Raw genomic sequence first — 16,687 nt, 5'->3', positions numbered from 1 at the left:
CGGGTCACAGACCGGCCAGGTTGTTCAGGTTGACGATGGGCAGCAGGATCGCCAGCACCATCAGCAGCACCAGTCCGCCCATGACCAGCAGGACCATCGGCTCGACCAGGGCGACGATGGCGGCGACGAGACCTTCCAGCTCCTGCTCCAGGTCGGCGGCGGCGCGCTCGAGCCCCGGACCCAGCCGGCCGCTCTGCTCGCCGCTGGCGACGACGGCCAGCAGCAGGCGCGGAAATACGTCGGCCTCGGTCATGGCGCGGCGCAGGGAGGCCCCCTCGCGCACGCGCTGCGCCACATGCAGGGCGCGTTCCCGGACATAGAGGTTGGGGGTCACCGCGGCCGAGGCCTTCAGCGCCTCCACCAGCGGCACGTCGCTGCGCACCAGGGTGGCCAGGCTGCCGGCGAAGCGGCCGGCGTTCAGCTGACGCACGAACCCGGCCAGCGGCGGCGTGGTCAGCCGCAGCCGTGCGAACCTCAGCGCCACATGCGGCACGGCCAGCCAGCGGTTCAGCGCCAGACCGGCCACGGCCGCCACGATCAGGACCGCGATGCCATAGGTCTGGATGCCGCCGGACACCACGATCAGCGCGCGCGTCAGCAGAGGCAGCTCGGCGCCGCGATTGACGAACACCTTCACGATGTCCGGCACGACGTAGATCATCAGCAGGGTGATCATCAGGCCCGACACCACCGCCAGCAGGGCGGGATAGAGCAGCGCTAGCTGGATCTTGCGGGCGGTCTTCTCCCGGTTGGCGACGAACTCGGTCAGGTGGGCCAGGACCTCGGCCAGACGGCCCGACTGTTCTCCGGCCGCGACCGAGGCGCGATAGAACTCCGGAAAAGTGCGCGGATGCCGCTCCAGCGCCGCCGTCAGGCTGTGGCCCTCGACGATGGCGGCGGCGACGTCCATCAGAACGGGCCCGACGGCCTGGGTCGCGTGCTCCTGACCGACGACGCGAATGGCTTCTTCGATGCGGATGTCGCTGCTGATCATGGTCGACAGCTGGCGGGTCGCGGCGGCCAGGCTCTTGGCCGAGACGCGCCGGCGGAACAGGCCGATGGAGGCTCGGCCGCCCGTCCGTTCGCCGGCGCGCGCCTGGGCCGTCACCTTGGTCGGCAGCAGGCCGAGGTCCCGCACCATGCCGCGCGCGGCGACGTCGCTGCCGGCCTCCACCGTGCCGCTCAGGGCGCGACCCGAGGCGTCCACGGCCTGATAGGCGTAGAGCGCCATCTCAGCCGTCCTCGTGGATCACGCGGGCCAGCTCCTCGACCGAGGTCAGGCCCTGTGTGACCTTGGCCACGCCGTCGTCGAGGATGGAGGGACCCAGCGTGCGGGCGTGTCGGGTAAGATCGGCCTCGGACAGGCCGTCGTGGACCATGGCCTGCATGCGGGCGTCCGCCTCGACCACCTCGTACAGCGCCGCGCGCCCCTTGTAGCCGTCGTGGCGGCAGACCGGGCAGCCGACCGGACGAAAGACGCGGGCGCCAACGGGCACCGCATCGTTGGTCAGCTTGGCGTCAGCCGCCGTGGCCACGTCCTCGCGGCGGCATTCGGGGCACAGGCGACGCACCAGCCGCTGGGCGATCAGGCCGGTGAGCATCGGCGCCAGCAGATAACGCTCCACCCCCATGTCGATCAGGCGCGTCACGCTGCCCACCGCGCTGTTGGTGTGCAGGGTGGACAGCACCAGGTGGCCGGTCATGGACGATCGCACCGCGACCTCGGCCGTCTCATGGTCGCGGATCTCGCCCACCATGATGACGTCCGGGTCCTGACGCAGGATGGCGCGCAAGCCCCGAGCGAAGGTCAGGTCGATGCGGCTGTTGACCTGCATCTGGCCGACGCCGTCCAGCGCGTACTCGACAGGGTCCTCGACAGTCATGATGTTGCGCTTGCGGTCGTTCAGCCGCGTCAGGGCCGCATACAGCGTCGTGGTCTTGCCCGAGCCGGTCGGACCGGTGACCAGGATAATGCCGTGCGGGCGGCGGATCATCCGCTCGAACACCTCCAGGTCGCGCCCCGACATGCCCAGGTGCGTGAGGTCCAGGCCGGTGGTCCCCCGATCCAGCAGACGCAGCACCACCCGTTCGCCATGCTGGGTCGGCAGGGTCGAGACGCGCACGTCCACATCCAGCCCGCCGATGCGCAGGGTGACGCGCCCATCGTGGGGCACGCGCTTCTCGGCGATGTCGAGCCGGGCCATGACCTTGATGCGGCTGACCAGCAGCGGCGCCAGCGCACGCGGCGGCGACAGCACCTCGCGCAGAACCCCGTCCATGCGGAAGCGCACGACCAGACGCCGCTCCTCCGCCTCGATGTGGATGTCGGACACGCCCTCGCGAATGGCCTCCAGCAGGATGGCGTTGATCAGGCGCACGACCGGCGCGTCGTCGCGGCTGTCCAGCAGGTCGTCGACGGCGGCGGCGTCCTCGGCCAGGGCCGCCAGGTCTTCCTCGCTCGCGGCGATGTCGGCGGCCGATCCGGCGGCGACGCCGGTCTGTTCCCGCAGCAGGGCGTCGAACCGTTCGTCGTCCACCGCCTCGTAGCGGACCGCCGAGCCGCGCAGGCGCCGCACCTCCAGCAGCACCGACAGCGGGGCCGAGCGGCGATGAAGGCAGACGGCGCCGTCCGGACCCTCCTCGATCATCACGCCGTTGCGACGCGCGAAGCCATAGGGCAGGGCGGCGGCGATCGGCTCGGCGGAGGTTTCCAACAGTTCGGCGCTCATGGTCGGCTCACCTGCATCCGCACGCGCACCAGGCCCGGCTGGCCGGCCGCCTCGATGCGCAGGCTCTGGATCACGGCGCCGTCGATGCCCTCCAGCGCGGCGACAAAGGGGATGACGGCGTCGTAGCGGGCGTTGTCGATCGAGAAGGCCAAGGCGTCGCCGCTGTCTTCAACGGCGCTCGCGGCCAGGCCGGCCGCCGCAGCGCGCTGCGTCACCACCTCGGCGAGGCCGCCCTCGATCGCGGCGGGAACGGCGGCGCCCGGGCTCGCTCCGGCGGGTGCGGTCAGAAGACGGCTCTGCAACCGGGCGGCGGTTTCTATCCGCGCCGTGGCGGCTTCTCGCGCACGCATCAGCGGCAGGGCGACCCCGTACCAGGCCACCGCCAGAACAAGCAGGGCCGCCATGACCTGAAGCAGCCGCTGCTCGCGCCGGGAGCGGCCTTCTATCCAGGCCAGCGCCGCGCGGTGAACCGGCGGAACGGCGATCAGGGTGGCGCGGGTCATGGCTGACCTCCCCGCTGAGCCACAGACACGGCCGCGTTCAGCCCCGCGCCCGCGCCGCCCGTGACCGCATCAATCCGTGGTGTGGCCTGCAGGCCCGTCTGGTTCAACGCCCTGACGGCGGCGTCGAGGGCGGCGGCGTCCGGCGCGGACACCGCGAGCTTCAGCGGCTGGGCCGGCGCATAGGTGATGGCGCGAAAGCTCGTGCGCGTGCCGGGCAGGGCGCCCGACACCCGGCTCAGCGTCGAGATGAAGGGGCCGCCGGTGGCGGCGGACACCTCCGGTGCGACGCGGTCCACCGCCGCCGCCAGATCGGGCTCGCTTTCGGCGCCCGGCGCGCGGGCGGCGAGCAGCCGACGCGTTTCGGCCTCCTCGCGGTCCGCCGAACGATCCAGCGCCACGGTGTCCGCGACAAGGATCGCCAGGTGCGCCGCAACGGCCGCCGCCGCGATCAAGCTGAGGGTGCGCGCCAGCGACGCCGGGCGGGCGCGCCTGCCTGTAAAGGCGCCTTGGCGCAGGTCGAGCGGCGGCGTGACCAGCAGGGGCTTGCCGCTGGTGCTCAGTTCAAAGGTGCTGTCGTCCACGCCCTCGCGCATGAGCTCGGGCAGGGGGTCGCCGGCGGGAAGCAGGCGCGGACGCCCGGCGATCTGCCAGGCGGCGGAGAGACCTTGCAGGTCGATGGCGAAGCCCGCGCCGTCGTCGGTGCGCACCAGGGCGCGGCCGTCATCGATCACCAGCCGCCAGGCGCCCGTCGGCGGCGTCGCCAGCATCAGGGCGTCGGGCGTCAGCACGACCTGATCCAGGTCAGCTTGGTCCAGCAGCGCCGTCCAGCGCGCCATCACATCCAGCCGCACGACCCCGCAAAGGTGCCTCGACGGCGCGATCTCCATGCCCAGGGCGACATGCACCTGATCCAGCGGCTGGGCGATCAGGCCTTCGACTGCAAAGGGAGCGGCGGCCTCTCGCTGGCGGCGCGAGGCGAAGGGCAGATCCACGGCCAAGACAAGAACGTCCTCGGACGGAACCAGAACTGTCACCGGTCCGTCATAGATCGGATCGACCTCGTCGATGCGATCATCGACGATGCGACACAGACCGGTCACATGACGCCGCGCCTTGCCCAAGTCGTGCGCATGCGAAGCACTCTGCATTTGGCTTTGTTCCCAAGCTCGACGACGCTATAGCAGCCTCACGCGAGAGATCGCTACTGCAACGGGGCGTGTTGAAGTGCCGAAACGATTCAGGTGTCGCCTCGCGCGGCGCGAGGGCTTGACGCTGGTCGAGATGATCGTCGTTCTGGCGATCATCGCGCTGGTCGCCGTGCTGATCGTGCCCAACGTCATCGGCCGTCCCGACGAGGCGCGCGTCACGGTGGCCAAGACCGATCTGAAGACGATCTCGGCGGCCCTGCGCATGTACCGGCTCGACAACGGCGACTATCCGACGACGCAGCAGGGCCTGCGCGCCCTGGTGGAACGTCCCACCCAGCCGCCTGCGCCGGCGAACTGGAGCAGCGAAGGCTATCTGCCCGAGGCGCCGACTGACCCCTGGGGCCGCCCCTATGTTTATCGCAGCCCCGGTCAGAACGGGCGCTACGACCTGCTGTCCTACGGCAAGGACGGCGAAGCCGGCGGCGAGGGCCTGGACGCCGATCTGACCGAACGGACGCGTTGATCGCCCGATGACGTGCGCGGGGCGCAAAGGTCCTAGACGGCGCGAGGGGATGACCCTGGTCGAGATGCTGGTGGTGCTCGCCATCGTCGGCGTGTCGGCAGGCGTCGTGGTGCTGGGTCTCGGCTCGCTGCGGCGCGGCGATGGGGCGCAGACGGAGGCTAACCGGCTGGCCGACCGGCTGAAGCTCGCCGCCGACGAGGTGCTGGTCAGCGGCCGGCCCATGGCCATTGCCTGGACCCCCGGCGCCTATCGCTTCGAAGGCGCGGGGACGCCGTCGGCCGCGCTGGCCGAACCCCATCGGCTTTCTGACGGCGTGCGCCTGGCCGGCCCGGATGGCGCGGCCTCGGCCTTGATCGATCCCGACAGCGCAGCACCCCCCGTGACCTTTGTGCTGCGTCAGGAGGACGGCGGCTGGAGCGTGCGGTTCGACGGCCTGAACGCCGTCGCGGCGCCGCTGGCCGCGCAGGGGCTCGCCGGATGAGGCGCGAAAGAACGCAGCGCCAGGGCTATTCGCTGATGGAGGCGATGGTGGCCCTGTTCGTGCTGGCGGTCGCCTCGACCGGCCTGCTGCTGGCCACGCGCGCCCATATCGACAGTGTCGGCGGGCTGGAGGATCGCGTCACGGCGCAGTGGATTGCCGAGAACCGCCTGGCCGAGCTGAACCTCGGGGATCCGGCCGCCGCTCAGGCGCAGGTCGAGATGCTGGGCCGGCGCTGGCGCATCGATGTGGCGCGCCGGGCGACCGACGATCCGGACCTGATCGCCGTCGAGATCGCGGTGTCGCGCGAAGGCGGCGGCGCCTCGCTGGCGCGCCTCAGCGGCTTTATCGATGCGGAGGCGTCGGCATGATCCGTGGTCCGCTGACCGCACGTTTCTGGATACGCCTGAGCACCCTCGTTGCGGTCACTTCGGTAGGCTTGGCCCTGGCGCACCTGACGTGGCGCCTCACCGGCTGGGACGATGGCCGCAGCACGATCGAGACGCCGGATCGGCTGCCGCCGGTGGGCGGCGGTGACGGCGGGCTCGCAGCCATCCTGGCGCTGGCGCCCTTCGGCGGCGGGGCCGGCGTCGGCGCATCCGGCCTGCCGCCCACCAGCCTGGGGCTGGTGCTCAAGGGCGTGATCCTGGCGGCGACGCCTGAAGCGTCCACCGCCCTGATCGCGGTGGGCGAAGCGGCGCCCCGCAACTTCTCGATCGGGGAGGCGCCGATCGGCTCGGCGGTGATCGAGGGCATCGAGCTTGATGTCGTCGTCCTGAACGTCGGCGGTCGCCGCGAGGCCCTGACCTTTCCGCGTCTCGCGGGCGCTTCAGCGGCGGCGGCGCCCGCCACGTCAACGGCGCCCGCGCCCACACAGGCGCCGCCAAGCCCCGAGGCTGCGGCGGCCCTGGCGGCGGCCTCTCCGATCGCCACGGCGCTGGCGGCCTCTGGCGGAGGCGGCTCCTCCGGCCCAGCGAGCCGGGCGCCTGCGACCGCAGCGCCTGCGAATCCGGCGGCGGCGCTGCAGTCCGCCGGCGTCAGCGCGACTTCGGACGGCTATCGCCTCGGCCCCGACGCGCCGGCGCAGCTGCTGCGCGCAGGTTTGCGGCCCGGCGATCTGATCCGTTCGCTGAACGGCCGTCCCGTGGGCGATCTCGCCTCCGACCAGCAGTTGTTCGAACGCGCGGCCGCCGCCGGCAGCGCGCGGGTCGAGATCGTGCGCGACGGCCGAACCCTCACGCTCACCTTTCCGCTAAGATAGGCGCACATCGTGAAACGCACCCTCCGCCTCTGCACGGTCAGCCTGTTGGCCCTGACGCTCGCGGCGCCGCCCTCGGTCGGCGTCACCCAGGTCGCGGCGCCAGCCGGCGGAGAGGTCGTGGTCAACATGCGCGGCGTCGACATCCGCGAGGTGGCCGAACAGATCTCGCGCCTGACCGGACGCACCCTGGTGCTGGATCCTAATGTCAGCGGCGTGGTGACCGTGGTCTCGGCCGAGCCGCTGTCGTCCGCCGGCGTGTGGGAGCTGTTCCTGTCGGTGCTGCGGACCTATGGCTTTGCGGCGGTGCGCAGCGGCGCGGTATGGCGCATCGTGCCGCAGGCGACCGTGGTGCAGAACGGCGCCTCCGCCGGAGGGGCGGCGGGATCGAGCCAGCAGGTGGTCACGCGCCTGATCCGCCTGCGCAACCTGCCGGGCGACCAGGCGGTGAGGGCCTTGCGGCCCTTGATCAACTCGTTCGGCACTATCGAGTCGGTGACCAATCCCAACGCCGTGGTGGTCACCGACTATGCCGACAACGTTCGGCGGGTGGAGGCGATCGCGCGGTCGCTGGACACGGGCGGCGGCGAATCCTTCGCCACCCTGCCGCTCGAGCACGCCTCGGCCGAGGACGTGGCGGCGGCGCTGGGGACGCTGCTCGGCGAAGAAGGCGGCGGCGCGCGGGTCGCCGCCGACGCACGCAGCAACACCCTGCTGGTGCGCGGGGACTCCTCCGACATCGCCCAGGTCCGCAGTCTCGTGGCGGCGCTGGATCGGCCGGGCGGCGCGACGCCCGTCACCCGCGTGGTGCGCCTGCGCAACGCCGACGCCGAGAGCGTGGTCGAGATCGTGCGCGGTCTGATGGGCGCCGAGCCGACGGCGACCAATCCGGTCAGCCGCAGCCTGCGCCGGACCGGCCTGGCCAGCCTCAGCGCCGCGAGCCGCTCAGAAAGCGCCCTGTCCGCATCCAGCGAGACCGCGCCGGCCCAGAGCACGGCCGCTTCGGGCCAGCCGGCCAGCACCCCGCAGGGGTTCGCCCTCAACGACGTCACCGTGCAATCGGCCGGGGAGCTGAACGCCATTGTCATGCGCGGCGCGCCCGCGACCGTGCAGATGCTGGAAGACCTCGTCGTCGAGCTGGACGTGCGTCGGCCGCAGGTCACCATCGAGGCGGCGATCGTCGAGGTGACCGGCGAACTGGGCGAGCGGCTGGGCGTGCAACTCGCCGTCGGGGGCGCCGTGCCTGAAAGCGGCGTGATCGGCGGCACCTCCTTCACCACCGTGGGCGCGTCGCTGGGGCAGATACTTTCGGTCCTGGGCGTGCCGGGCGGCGGGGCGGTGTCGGAGGGCGCCAACCTGGCGGCGGGTAGCCGGGGCGACTTCGGCCTGCTGCTCCAGGCCCTGTCCCAGACCTCCAGCGCCAACCTGCTGTCGACGCCCAGCGTCACGGTGCTGGACAACAATCCGGCCGAGATCGTGGTCGGCCAGAACGTGCCGTTCCGCACCGGCGCCTTTGCGACGGAAGGCAACACCACCAATCCCTTCACCACCATCACGCGCGAGGACGTGGGCGTGACCCTGCGCGTCGTGCCGCGCGTTCATGACGGCGACGTGGTGCGGCTGGAGGTCAGCCAGGAGGTGTCGTCGCTGGTCAACGCGACGGTCGCCGGCGCCGCCGACCTGATCACCAATCGCCGCAGCATCCAGACCACCGTGCTGGCGGACGATGGCGAGACCATCACCCTGGGCGGCCTGATCACCGACGACGCCCAGAGCGCCGACAGCAAGGTGCCGGTGCTGGGCGATCTGCCAGGGGTCGGCGGCTTGTTCCGCGCGCGTCGCAATACCCAAACGCGCCGCACTCTCTTTATCTTCCTGAGGCCGACCATCCTGCGCGACGCCGAGGATGTGCGGGCAGGCGCGCGCCAGCGCTACGACCGCCTGCGTACGTCGCAAGGCGTGGTCACCGGCGCGCCCGTGCATCCGGACGCCCTGGAGCCGCCGGCCAGCGAATAGGCTAGGCGGCGCGGTCGGGGATGCTGAAGGCGTCCGCCTTGATCTCGACCGTTTCGAAGTGCGGGGCGGGCAGCAGGGCGGCGGGCGCCGTCGCTCGCTGCGGCTGACGGCGGCGCCGGACGGCGATAAGCGCGCCGAGGCTCGCCGCGCCGCCCAGCCAGCCCAGCGCCAGCAGGGCCAGGTCGCGGGTCCCGAAGCGATCCTGGCCGTAGACGATCGGCGTGCGGGCGGCAGGCTCAGCTGTCGGAGCCGGCGGCGTGATGGCCAGCGGCGCGACGACCTGCGCTCCGCCGGCCACGGCGCCGGCCAGCGCGGCGGCGGGGATCAGCTTCAAGTCGCCGCCCGCCTGTTCGATCAAGGCCACGTCCACGTTCCAGAGCCGATAGCCGAGTTCGCGCGCCAGCTGCTTGGGCGTGTACTGACCGTCGATGCGGAAGGGCATGGCGACGTCGATCGCCTCGTCGGTCGTGACAGGCAGGCCCAGCGTCTCGCCCAGCACCTCCTCGGCGATCTCCGACACAGGCGTTTCCGGCAGCATCATCAGATAGCGTCGGGGCGTGTCGTCCACCGGCGCGTCCGACAGCGGCTCCGCATGGCCCAGAGCGGGTACGGAAAGCGCCAGCAGAGCGGCCGCCAACAGTGCTCGGGCCTTGTTTGTCATGTTTCGCCTCGATCGCTTCCGACCCACACTAGCTTGCCTCGACGAGAGTTTCATGTCGGGCGGCTCATTCGCCTTCCTGTTTGTTGAAAGCGTGCATCGAAGACGCGGCGGCGTTATTTTGTCGGCCTCCCGCATCATTCGTCGCGGGCGGCGAGTTGAGGCTCGGCGCGTCTTGCGCCTCTTAGTGGAGGGACAATCATGAGAGCAACTCTGGCGGCGGGAGCCGCGCTGGCGTCCATGGTGATCGGCGGATCACCGGCGATGGCGCAGACAGACCGGGACTGGACGGGACTTTCAGTCGGCATTCTGGGCGGCGGGCTGCAAACCAAGGATCGCAGCGGCGAACGCCTGGTGTTCGATCGCGATTTCGACGGGCAGTTCGACGACGCGGTGGTGACGGTTCCCGGCGCGGACGCCTTCTCGCCCGGCTTCTGCGGCGGATCGGCCAATGGCGCCCAGGCGGCGCAAGGATGCGACGACGACAAGGAGGGCGTCGAGGCCGCTCTGCGCGTGGGCTATGATCAGCAGTTCGGCAGCTTCGTCGTCGGCGCCCTGGCCGAGGTCAGCACCTCGACGGCCGAAGACAGCGTGACCGGCTTCAGCACCACGCCCGCCTATTACACTTTCAAGCGGAACCTGCAGGGAATGGTCGCGGCGCGCCTGCGGGCGGGCTATGCGATCGGACCGGCGCTGCTTTACGGCACGGGCGGCTACGCCATGGGCCGGATCGACAATCGATTCACGACCTCAAACACGGTCAACGCCTTCTCCACCACCAACGACGACGAGACCGACGCCGACGGCTGGCAGGCGGGCGGCGGCGTGGAATGGCGTCTGGCGCCGAGGCTCAGCGCCACCGCTGAATATCTTTACACCTCGCTGGACGTCGATGATCCGTTCGTGGTGCGCGTCAGCCGTGGCGGGGCGCCGGCAACCAATCCCTTCATCCTGCCCCTGAACACGGCCGGCACCGACATCGCCCGCACCGCCGAGGAGTTTCGAGTCCACGCCGTACGCATCGGCATGGCCTATCGCTTCTGAGCGAAACTCGGGCTTGAACAACAAAACGGCCGCCGGTTTCCCGGCGGCCGTTTCCGTTTCTCAAAGGTGAGACGATCAGGCGCCGGAGCGGTTGATCGTGCCGTTCACGCCCGACGGGAAGAAGCCGCCGCCGGTGGCGACCGCCGCCGTCAGATAGACGATGTTCAGCACCTGGCCGGTCGTGCGGCTGAAGGCGATGGCGTTGGCGTCGCCCGGGAAGATGTTCGACGCGGCGGTGTCGGCGGGCAGACCGCGGTCGCCGGTGATGCCCTGATCCAGGCGCGACGATCCGTCCAGCGAATCGCGCGCGTCCGAGATGGCGTTGGCGCCCGTGCGAAGCGACGGCGTGGCCAGACCCTTGGAATACAGCACCGTACGCACCAGGCCGGCGTGATAGGCTTCGGCGGCCAGGATCCCCGCAGCGGCCTCCAGATAGGTTTTGCTGTTGATCAGCGGCGAGGCGCCCTTGTAGGCGGTCACGCCCACGTCCTCGAAGATATAGGCCGCCAGCAGGAAGTTCTCATCGTTGGCGTAGGGATCGAACGTCTGGCCTGCGGAGATCAGGCCTGCGGCGCGCGCCGCTTGCGAAAAGGCGCTGTTCGGACCCACGCCCACGTCGATGGCCGGCTGCGCAACGGCCGAGGTACCCAGAGCCGAACGAAGGAAGCGAACGTGCGCGATCTCGTCATTGGCGATTTCACGAGCGTAGGCGCGCACCACCGGATCGGTGAAGTTAACGGCGCGACCGCCGGTCACGGCGCCGCGCGTGCCCTGTCCACCCAGATCGGCGTCGGCCAGGCCCGTGCCGAAAGCCGCGAAGGAGTAGAACTGGGCCTCGAGATATTCGAGGTTCAGCGCGAAGTTCAGGACGGCCGGATCGTTGTCGGTCGCCGGCGGGTTCTGAGCCACCGCGTCACCCGCCGAGCTTCCGCAGGCGCTGAGCACCGCGCCGGCGGCCGCGCCCACGGCGAAGCCTCCGCCCAGGCGGAACAGCCGGCGGCGTTCCTCTTGTTTCTCACTGCGGCGTTCAAGCGTTTCCAGAAGGTCGAGTTTGGACATGGTGCTTCTCTCCTAAGATTATGGCCCGTAGTTGAAAGTGGCGAGCCGCGGTGAATGATCCGCCGAGCAAGAAATATCTTGGCGCGACGCCATGGGGTGGTCCCCAAAGCCAGTCGGCGCCCCAACTCGAACCGGCGCAGTCACGCGTCCTCCAGGTCTTCGGCCTGCAATTGGCCGGCCAGACGCGCCCTGGCTCGCCGGACCCGGCTCTGCAGTGTGCGAAGCGCGCAGTCGCAGGCCATCGCCGCCTCCTCATAGGTGAGGCCTGCGGTGATCAGCAGAAGCGCGTGCCGCGACTCGGGATCGAGGCGGTTTATGGCCGCCAGCGCCTCGGCGTATTCCGTGCGCCAGACCTGGACGGCTTCAACCGACAACCGGGCGGCGTTTGCGCCATCGATGTCCGCCACCATGCGGCGGGAGCGGCGCCAGTCGCTGGAGTGGGTGTTGCGCAGGATCGTCAGAAGCCAGGCGCGCATGTTGCTGCCGGCGGCGAACTGATCTCGCGCCCGCAGCGCCTTTTCCAACGTGTCCTGGACCAGGTCGTCCGCCTCGGCCCGTCCGCCGCTGAGCATCAGCGCATAGGCGCGAACGGCGCAGGTCTGCTCAAGAAGAAGCTTCTCGAAGGACGACAAGGGCGACTCCATTTCGCGTGCGCCTGACCAGCTACGGGGGTTTTGTCGATCTGGCTTCAAACAAATGCGCTTGAGGCGCCTCAAGCGAACGCCCGCAAAGCTTGACGCGAAATCCTTCCGCAAGCCTTCACAAAAGCTGCGCCATAACTTCAAGAAATCTCGTTGCAACTGTCACGCTAGATCAGCGTCGCCGTCACATCGTCGCTCTAGGCAGGGCACGGGCAGGAGGGGCGCCACGGCTTCGTGGTTCGGAGCATGGGTTCCGGCCGTCACCTGTCGATGAAATCTGACCAGACACGGTGGGACCGATGATGATCGACCTTCGACTGAAAACTCTCCTCGCGGTCGCCGCCAGCGCGCTCGCGCTCAGCGCCTGCGGCTCTTCGGAAGTGGCCTCGCCGGGCGAAGGCGACTTCGGCAACCAGCCGACCACGCCGACGAACCCGACCAACCCGAACCCCGGAACGGGTCAAGCCGCGGCTGACTGCCCCACGGGCCTGGCCAACGTCGGCACCGTGGCCAACGGCACGCTGCGTAACTGCCAGCTGCCGCAGCAGGTCACCGGCAACCTGACCCTGTCGGTGCGCGCCGGCACCATCTACTCGATCTCGGGCGCCGTGAACGTCGGCGTCGATCGCGGCATCGATCCCGCCTCGACCACGGGCTCTCAGGGCATCCTGACGATCGATCCGGGCGTGCGCGTGTTCGCCTCCAGCGGCGGCGACGCCCTGATCATCAACCGCGGCTCGCAGATCTACGCCGAAGGCACCGCGACAAACCCGATCATCTTCACCAGCCGCCAGAACGTCGAAGGCCAGACCACCGAGAGCTCGCAGGGCCAGTGGGGCGGCATCATCATGGCGGGCCGCGCGCCCCAGGCGAACTGCCAGCTGACGGCTCCCGTGACCTGCACCGGCACGGTTGAAGGCGGCCAGGCCGTGTTCTACGGCGGCGCCACGGCGACCGACAACTCGGGCCGCTTCCGCTACGTCCAGATCAAGTACTCCGGCTTCGAAGTCTCGGTCGGCAACGAGCTGCAGGGCCTGACGCTGGCCGGCGTCGGCTCGGGCACCACCATCGATCACGTCCAGGTCTACAACAGCTCGGATGACGGCATCGAGATTTTCGGCGGCAACGCCAACCTGAAGTACATCGTCATAAACGGCGCGGACGACGACGGCCTGGACACCGACACCGGCTGGCGCGGCGGCGCCCAGTTCGGCATCGTCACCCAGCGCGCGCCGAACTCGACCAGCCGTTCGGCGGGCTTCGAGTTCTCGGCCGCCCCGACGACCACGGCCTATGCGTCGCGCTACCTGGCCCAGCCCAAGATCGCGAACTGGACCCTCGTGGGCCGCAGCTCGCCGATCGATGCGCACACCGTGATGCACTTCGACACGGGCACGCAGCCGACGCTGCTGAACATCGTCTCGACCAGCGTCGCGGGTTCGACCGCCGGCTGCTTCGACATCGCCGATGTCGACACCCAGACCAGCTTCGATGGCAACGCCCAGCCTTCGCTGCGCTCGATCTACATGTCCTGCAGCATCGCCTACCGTCCGGCCAACGCCGCTCGCTCGACCGCGGTGTTCACCAACGCCCGCAACACCAATGTGACGGCGAACGGAACATCGACCCTGACCGCGCCCTCGGGCACGAGCATCACCAACCAGAACCTCGCCTTCATCAACGGCGCCAACGAAACGGCGGTCACGGCGATCGATCCGAAGCCGATCTACAGCTTCTTCGACAGCGTGACCTACATCGGCGCGGTCCGGAACTCGGCCGACACCTGGTGGCAGGGCTGGACCTGCGGTCTGACCGCCGGCGCCACCTGCTGATCCGCTGAAGCGTGAAAGCCGGCGGCGTGGCAGTCACGCCGCCGGTCTTTGCCGCCCCTGTTCGATACCGACCGACCCCTTCAAGGCGCAGATCATGAAGACGCTATCTCTGACCCTGAGCGGGGTCCTTTTGGCCACCAGCGCGATGATCGCGCCAGGCCTTGTCCTGGCCCAGAGCCAGGACGCGCCAACGAACCAGACCCCCGCCGCCCAGGCGGAGCCGCAGGTGGATAGCCAGGAGCCGGCCTCTGTGGACGAGATCGTCGTCCTGGGTCGCTATATCCCCGAGCCGAACCGGGAAAGCGCCGAAGTGGCGTCGTTCCTCACCGCCGAAGACCTTCAGCGCACCGGCGACAGCGATGCGGCCGCCGCTCTGACCCGCGTCACGGGTCTGTCGATCGTCGAAGGTCGCTTCATCTATGTGCGTGGCCTGGGCGAACGCTATTCATCGGCCCTGCTGAACGGCTCGCCGCTGCCCAGCCCCGAGCCGCTGCAGCGTGTGGTGCCTCTGGACCTGTTTCCGTCCAGCATCCTGGACGGCGTCACCGTTCAGAAGAGCTACTCCGCCAACTTCCCCGGCGAGTTCGGCGGCGGCGTGATCGACCTGCATACGATCGACGCGCCGCGCGATCCGTTCTTCACCCTGCAGACGTCGCTGGGCGTGAACTCCGAAACGACCGGTCAGAACGGGCTGACCTACTACGGCTCGCGCACCGACTTCACCACCTTCGACGACGGCACGCGCGACGTGCCGGCGGAGATCCAGGCGGCCTTCCGCAGCGGTCGTCAGATCAACGCCACGAATTTCAGCCCCGAGCAGTTGCAGACGATGGGCCGGTCGCTGGTGAATGCGCCGTTGCGCCTGCTGCAGCGGGACAACACTCCGGTGAACTTCGGCGTCGAGCTGACGGGCGGCCTGTCCTCCGACACCGGCATGGGGACGCTCGGCCTGATCGGCGTGGCCGGCTACGACAACAACTGGAGCCTGCGCGAGGGCGTGCAGGAAGAGGGCCAGTTCCAGGGCGACGAGCTCGTGCCCGTCACCACCTATGACGTCGAATCCAACCAGAACGACGTGCAGCTGAACTTCCTCGGCGGCCTGTCTCTGACCAACGGCGATCACGAGGTGAAGTGGACCAATCTGTACGTCCGCAACACCACCAAGGAGGCGCGCAGCGCCAGTGGCCCCAACTTCGACGCCGGCGGCTCGGTCATCCGCACCGACTACACCGAATGGTTCGAGCGCCAGCTGTTCAGCAGCCAGTTGGCCGGCGAGCACTTCTTCATGGACGGCGCGCTTGAGCTCGACTGGCGCGCGGCCTACGCCAAGACCGAACGCGACGCCCCTTATGAAACGCGCTTTCAGTACGGCGTGAACGCGGCCGGCGACTTCATTCACAACATCCAGGGCAACCTGATCTCCTTCTCCGAGCTGAACGACGACGTCGTTTCGGGCGGCGCGGACCTCAGCTACACCCTGCCTCTGTCGGATGCGCGGGAAGCGAAGTTCAGCATCGGCGTGGCGTCGATGGAGAACAATCGCGACGCGGTTCGCCGCGACCTTCAGTTCGCGGCCGTCAACGCCCTGACCGAGGATCAGCGGGAATCGCGCATCGATTTCCTGACGTCGGACTTCAACATCAACCCCACGACCTTGCAGCTGCGGGAAATCCCGGGCGTGTCGGGGGCGAACGCCTATGACGGCAGCCTGACCGTCAACGCCGCTTATGTGCTGGTGGACGCGGAGATCATTCCGTTGGTCCGCACCGCGATCGGCGTGCGGTTCGAGGATGGGGAGCAGGAGCTCGTGTCACGCGACCTGTTCGGCGGCTCTTCGCCCTTTCCGGCAACGCGGATCGAGGAGCAGTATTGGCTGCCGTCCTTCACCACGACCTGGAACTTCGCCGAGAACCAGCAGGTTCGCGTCGGCGCGTCCAAGACGATTGGACGGCCCCAGTTCCGCGAACTGGCGCCCCAGACCTACACCGATCCTGAAAGCGACCGAACCTTTATCGGCAACCCGTTCCTGGTCGATACCGAACTGCTGAACCTCGACGCCCGATACGAGTGGTTCTTCGCGCGCCAGCAGTATGTGACCGTCGGCGCCTTCTACAAGAACCTGGACAAGCCGGTGGAGTCGGTGATCATCGCCGCCTCGACCGGCGACCGCCAACAGTCGTACGTCAACGCGCCCGAGGCCGACATCTACGGCGTCGAGTTCGAGGTGAAGAAGTACTGGGAGTTCCCGACCGCCAGCATGCCGTTCATCTCGAACAAGCGTTGGCTGGTGCAGGGCAACTACACCTACTCCGACTCCGAGGTGAAGGTGGAGGAAGGCGACACCGTGCTCGACCTGTCGGGCGGCGGCGCGCCGTCTCCGGCGGACTTCTTCATCGAGGACGGCAGCCGTCTGCAGGGCCAATCCGAGCACGTGGCGAACCTTCAACTGGGCTGGGAAGACGACACGGCCCGCAGCCAGGCGACCTTCATCGTCAACTACGTCAGCGAGCGGATCACCACTCGCGGCGCTGGACAGGCCGGGTCGCGCGAGCCCGACTACATCCAGGAGCCCGGCGTGTTCCTGGACTTCGTCTACCGCAAGGACTTCACGGCGGCGGGCCAGGACCTCGGCTTCGCGCTGGAGCTGCGCAACCTGCTGGAGACGGACTTCGACGAGTATCAGGAGCTCGGCAACAAGATCCGGATCAACAACTACGACCTGGGCGCCAGCGCCTCGGTCAGCCTGACCGCACGGTTCTGATCTGATCTGAAAAGAACGCGCCTGCCGTCGGATTCAC

At 69.1% G+C, this 16,687-nt stretch carries 15 protein-coding genes; 8 read left to right on the top strand and 7 right to left on the bottom strand.

Translation table 11 applies throughout. The annotated features are described in order from the left end of the window. Positions 1 to 4: 4 nt before the first annotated feature. Genes KY493_RS08730 through gspL form a run of 4 tightly spaced genes read right to left on the bottom strand, consistent with a single transcriptional unit; the run spans position 5 to position 4,380 of the window. Positions 5 to 1,231 carry a type II secretion system F family protein gene (locus tag KY493_RS08730; RefSeq protein ID WP_219895982.1) on the bottom strand — a complete coding sequence of 409 codons (1,227 nt, stop codon included), beginning with the start codon at positions 1,229 to 1,231 and terminating at the stop codon, positions 5 to 7. A 1-nt stretch (position 1,232) separates the two neighbouring features. Continuing rightward, positions 1,233 to 2,729 (bottom strand): type II secretion system ATPase GspE, encoded by a 1,497-nt coding sequence (gene gspE / locus KY493_RS08725; protein WP_219895981.1) that lies wholly within the window; start codon positions 2,727 to 2,729, stop codon positions 1,233 to 1,235. Next, on the bottom strand, positions 2,726 to 3,232 hold the full coding sequence (gspM, locus tag KY493_RS08720) for a type II secretion system protein GspM (RefSeq protein ID WP_219895980.1): 507 nt from the start codon (positions 3,230 to 3,232) through the stop codon (positions 2,726 to 2,728). Before gspM ends, gspE begins: the two co-directional genes overlap by 4 nt. Continuing rightward, positions 3,229 to 4,380, bottom strand: coding sequence for a type II secretion system protein GspL (gene gspL / locus KY493_RS08715; RefSeq protein ID WP_219895979.1), 1,152 nt, complete (start codon positions 4,378 to 4,380; stop codon positions 3,229 to 3,231). Before gspL ends, gspM begins: the two co-directional genes overlap by 4 nt. 76 nt (positions 4,381 to 4,456) lie before the next feature. On the opposite strand from gspL, the gene gspG reads away from it, so the two are divergent. Genes gspG through gspD form a run of 5 tightly spaced genes read left to right on the top strand, consistent with a single transcriptional unit; the run spans position 4,457 to position 8,655 of the window. Next, a complete protein-coding gene (gene gspG, locus KY493_RS08710; protein WP_370627303.1) occupies positions 4,457 to 4,903 on the top strand; it encodes a type II secretion system major pseudopilin GspG in 447 nt (148 codons plus the stop codon). 7 nt (positions 4,904 to 4,910) lie between these two features. Then, positions 4,911 to 5,384 (top strand): GspH/FimT family pseudopilin, encoded by a 474-nt coding sequence (locus KY493_RS08705; protein ID WP_370627301.1) that lies wholly within the window; start codon positions 4,911 to 4,913, stop codon positions 5,382 to 5,384. Beyond that, positions 5,381 to 5,752, top strand: coding sequence for a type II secretion system minor pseudopilin GspI (gspI, locus tag KY493_RS08700; RefSeq protein ID WP_219895977.1), 372 nt, complete (start codon positions 5,381 to 5,383; stop codon positions 5,750 to 5,752). The genes KY493_RS08705 and gspI overlap by 4 nt, the downstream gene beginning before the upstream one ends. After that, positions 5,749 to 6,642: a type II secretion system protein N gene (locus tag KY493_RS08695; protein WP_219895976.1), complete on the top strand. Its 894-nt coding sequence runs from the start codon at positions 5,749 to 5,751 to the stop codon at positions 6,640 to 6,642. Before gspI ends, KY493_RS08695 begins: the two co-directional genes overlap by 4 nt. Positions 6,643 to 6,651: 9 nt before the next feature. Then, positions 6,652 to 8,655 carry a type II secretion system secretin GspD gene (gene gspD, locus KY493_RS08690; protein WP_219895975.1) on the top strand — a complete coding sequence of 668 codons (2,004 nt, stop codon included), beginning with the start codon at positions 6,652 to 6,654 and terminating at the stop codon, positions 8,653 to 8,655. Between the two features lies 1 nt (position 8,656). Here the strand turns inward: gspD and KY493_RS08685 are convergent, their stop codons facing one another. Continuing rightward, the gene (locus tag KY493_RS08685; protein WP_219895974.1) at positions 8,657 to 9,316 is read right to left on the bottom strand and encodes a hypothetical protein; all 660 of its coding nucleotides are present in this window, start codon (positions 9,314 to 9,316) and stop codon (positions 8,657 to 8,659) included. Positions 9,317 to 9,514: 198 nt separating this feature from the next. Here KY493_RS08685 and KY493_RS08680 point away from each other — a divergent pair, with 198 nt between their 5' ends. Further along, positions 9,515 to 10,357 (top strand): outer membrane protein, encoded by an 843-nt coding sequence (locus tag KY493_RS08680; protein WP_219895973.1) that lies wholly within the window; start codon positions 9,515 to 9,517, stop codon positions 10,355 to 10,357. Between the two features lie 75 nt (positions 10,358 to 10,432). Here the strand turns inward: KY493_RS08680 and KY493_RS08675 are convergent, their stop codons facing one another. Together KY493_RS08675 and KY493_RS08670 are read right to left on the bottom strand one after the other, a co-directional pair. Beyond that, positions 10,433 to 11,416, bottom strand: a complete 984-nt coding sequence (locus tag KY493_RS08675; protein ID WP_219895972.1) for a ferritin-like domain-containing protein — start codon at positions 11,414 to 11,416, stop codon at positions 10,433 to 10,435. A 140-nt stretch (positions 11,417 to 11,556) separates the two neighbouring features. Beyond that, positions 11,557 to 12,048 carry a sigma-70 family RNA polymerase sigma factor gene (locus tag KY493_RS08670; RefSeq protein WP_255567835.1) on the bottom strand — a complete coding sequence of 164 codons (492 nt, stop codon included), beginning with the start codon at positions 12,046 to 12,048 and terminating at the stop codon, positions 11,557 to 11,559. 308 nt (positions 12,049 to 12,356) lie between these two features. On the opposite strand from KY493_RS08670, the gene KY493_RS08665 reads away from it, so the two are divergent. Together KY493_RS08665 and KY493_RS08660 are read left to right on the top strand one after the other, a co-directional pair. Continuing rightward, positions 12,357 to 13,889: a hypothetical protein gene (locus tag KY493_RS08665; protein ID WP_255567834.1), complete on the top strand. Its 1,533-nt coding sequence runs from the start codon at positions 12,357 to 12,359 to the stop codon at positions 13,887 to 13,889. Positions 13,890 to 13,983: 94 nt separating this feature from the next. Then, complete coding sequence (locus KY493_RS08660) at positions 13,984 to 16,650, top strand: TonB-dependent receptor domain-containing protein (RefSeq protein ID WP_219895970.1); 2,667 nt, start codon at positions 13,984 to 13,986, stop codon at positions 16,648 to 16,650. Positions 16,651 to 16,687: the final 37 nt, after the last annotated feature.

It is taken from the genome of Brevundimonas sp. PAMC22021 (assembly GCF_019443405.1).
Taxonomy (GTDB): domain Bacteria; phylum Pseudomonadota; class Alphaproteobacteria; order Caulobacterales; family Caulobacteraceae; genus Brevundimonas.
Note: the sequence above shows the minus strand (reverse complement) of the source record. Positions and strands in the feature narration are given on the sequence as shown.

Bases quoted from the DNA above. Each gene is read 5' to 3' on its own strand.
- KY493_RS08730 (WP_219895982.1), bottom strand. From the start codon at position 1,231: ATGGCGCTCTACGCCTATCAGGCCGTGGACGCCTCGGGTCGCGCCCTG.
- gspE (WP_219895981.1), bottom strand. From the start codon at position 2,729: ATGAGCGCCGAACTGTTGGAAACCTCCGCCGAGCCGATCGCCGCCGCC.
- gspM (WP_219895980.1), bottom strand. From the start codon at position 3,232: ATGACCCGCGCCACCCTGATCGCCGTTCCGCCGGTTCACCGCGCGGCG.
- gspL (WP_219895979.1), bottom strand. From the start codon at position 4,380: ATGCAGAGTGCTTCGCATGCGCACGACTTGGGCAAGGCGCGGCGTCAT.
- KY493_RS08705 (WP_370627301.1), top strand. From the start codon at position 4,911: ATGACGTGCGCGGGGCGCAAAGGTCCTAGACGGCGCGAGGGGATGACC.
- gspI (WP_219895977.1), top strand. From the start codon at position 5,381: ATGAGGCGCGAAAGAACGCAGCGCCAGGGCTATTCGCTGATGGAGGCG.
- KY493_RS08695 (WP_219895976.1), top strand. From the start codon at position 5,749: ATGATCCGTGGTCCGCTGACCGCACGTTTCTGGATACGCCTGAGCACC.
- KY493_RS08685 (WP_219895974.1), bottom strand. From the start codon at position 9,316: ATGACAAACAAGGCCCGAGCACTGTTGGCGGCCGCTCTGCTGGCGCTT.
- KY493_RS08680 (WP_219895973.1), top strand. From the start codon at position 9,515: ATGAGAGCAACTCTGGCGGCGGGAGCCGCGCTGGCGTCCATGGTGATC.
- KY493_RS08675 (WP_219895972.1), bottom strand. From the start codon at position 11,416: ATGTCCAAACTCGACCTTCTGGAAACGCTTGAACGCCGCAGTGAGAAA.
- KY493_RS08665 (WP_255567834.1), top strand. From the start codon at position 12,357: ATGATGATCGACCTTCGACTGAAAACTCTCCTCGCGGTCGCCGCCAGC.
- KY493_RS08660 (WP_219895970.1), top strand. From the start codon at position 13,984: ATGAAGACGCTATCTCTGACCCTGAGCGGGGTCCTTTTGGCCACCAGC.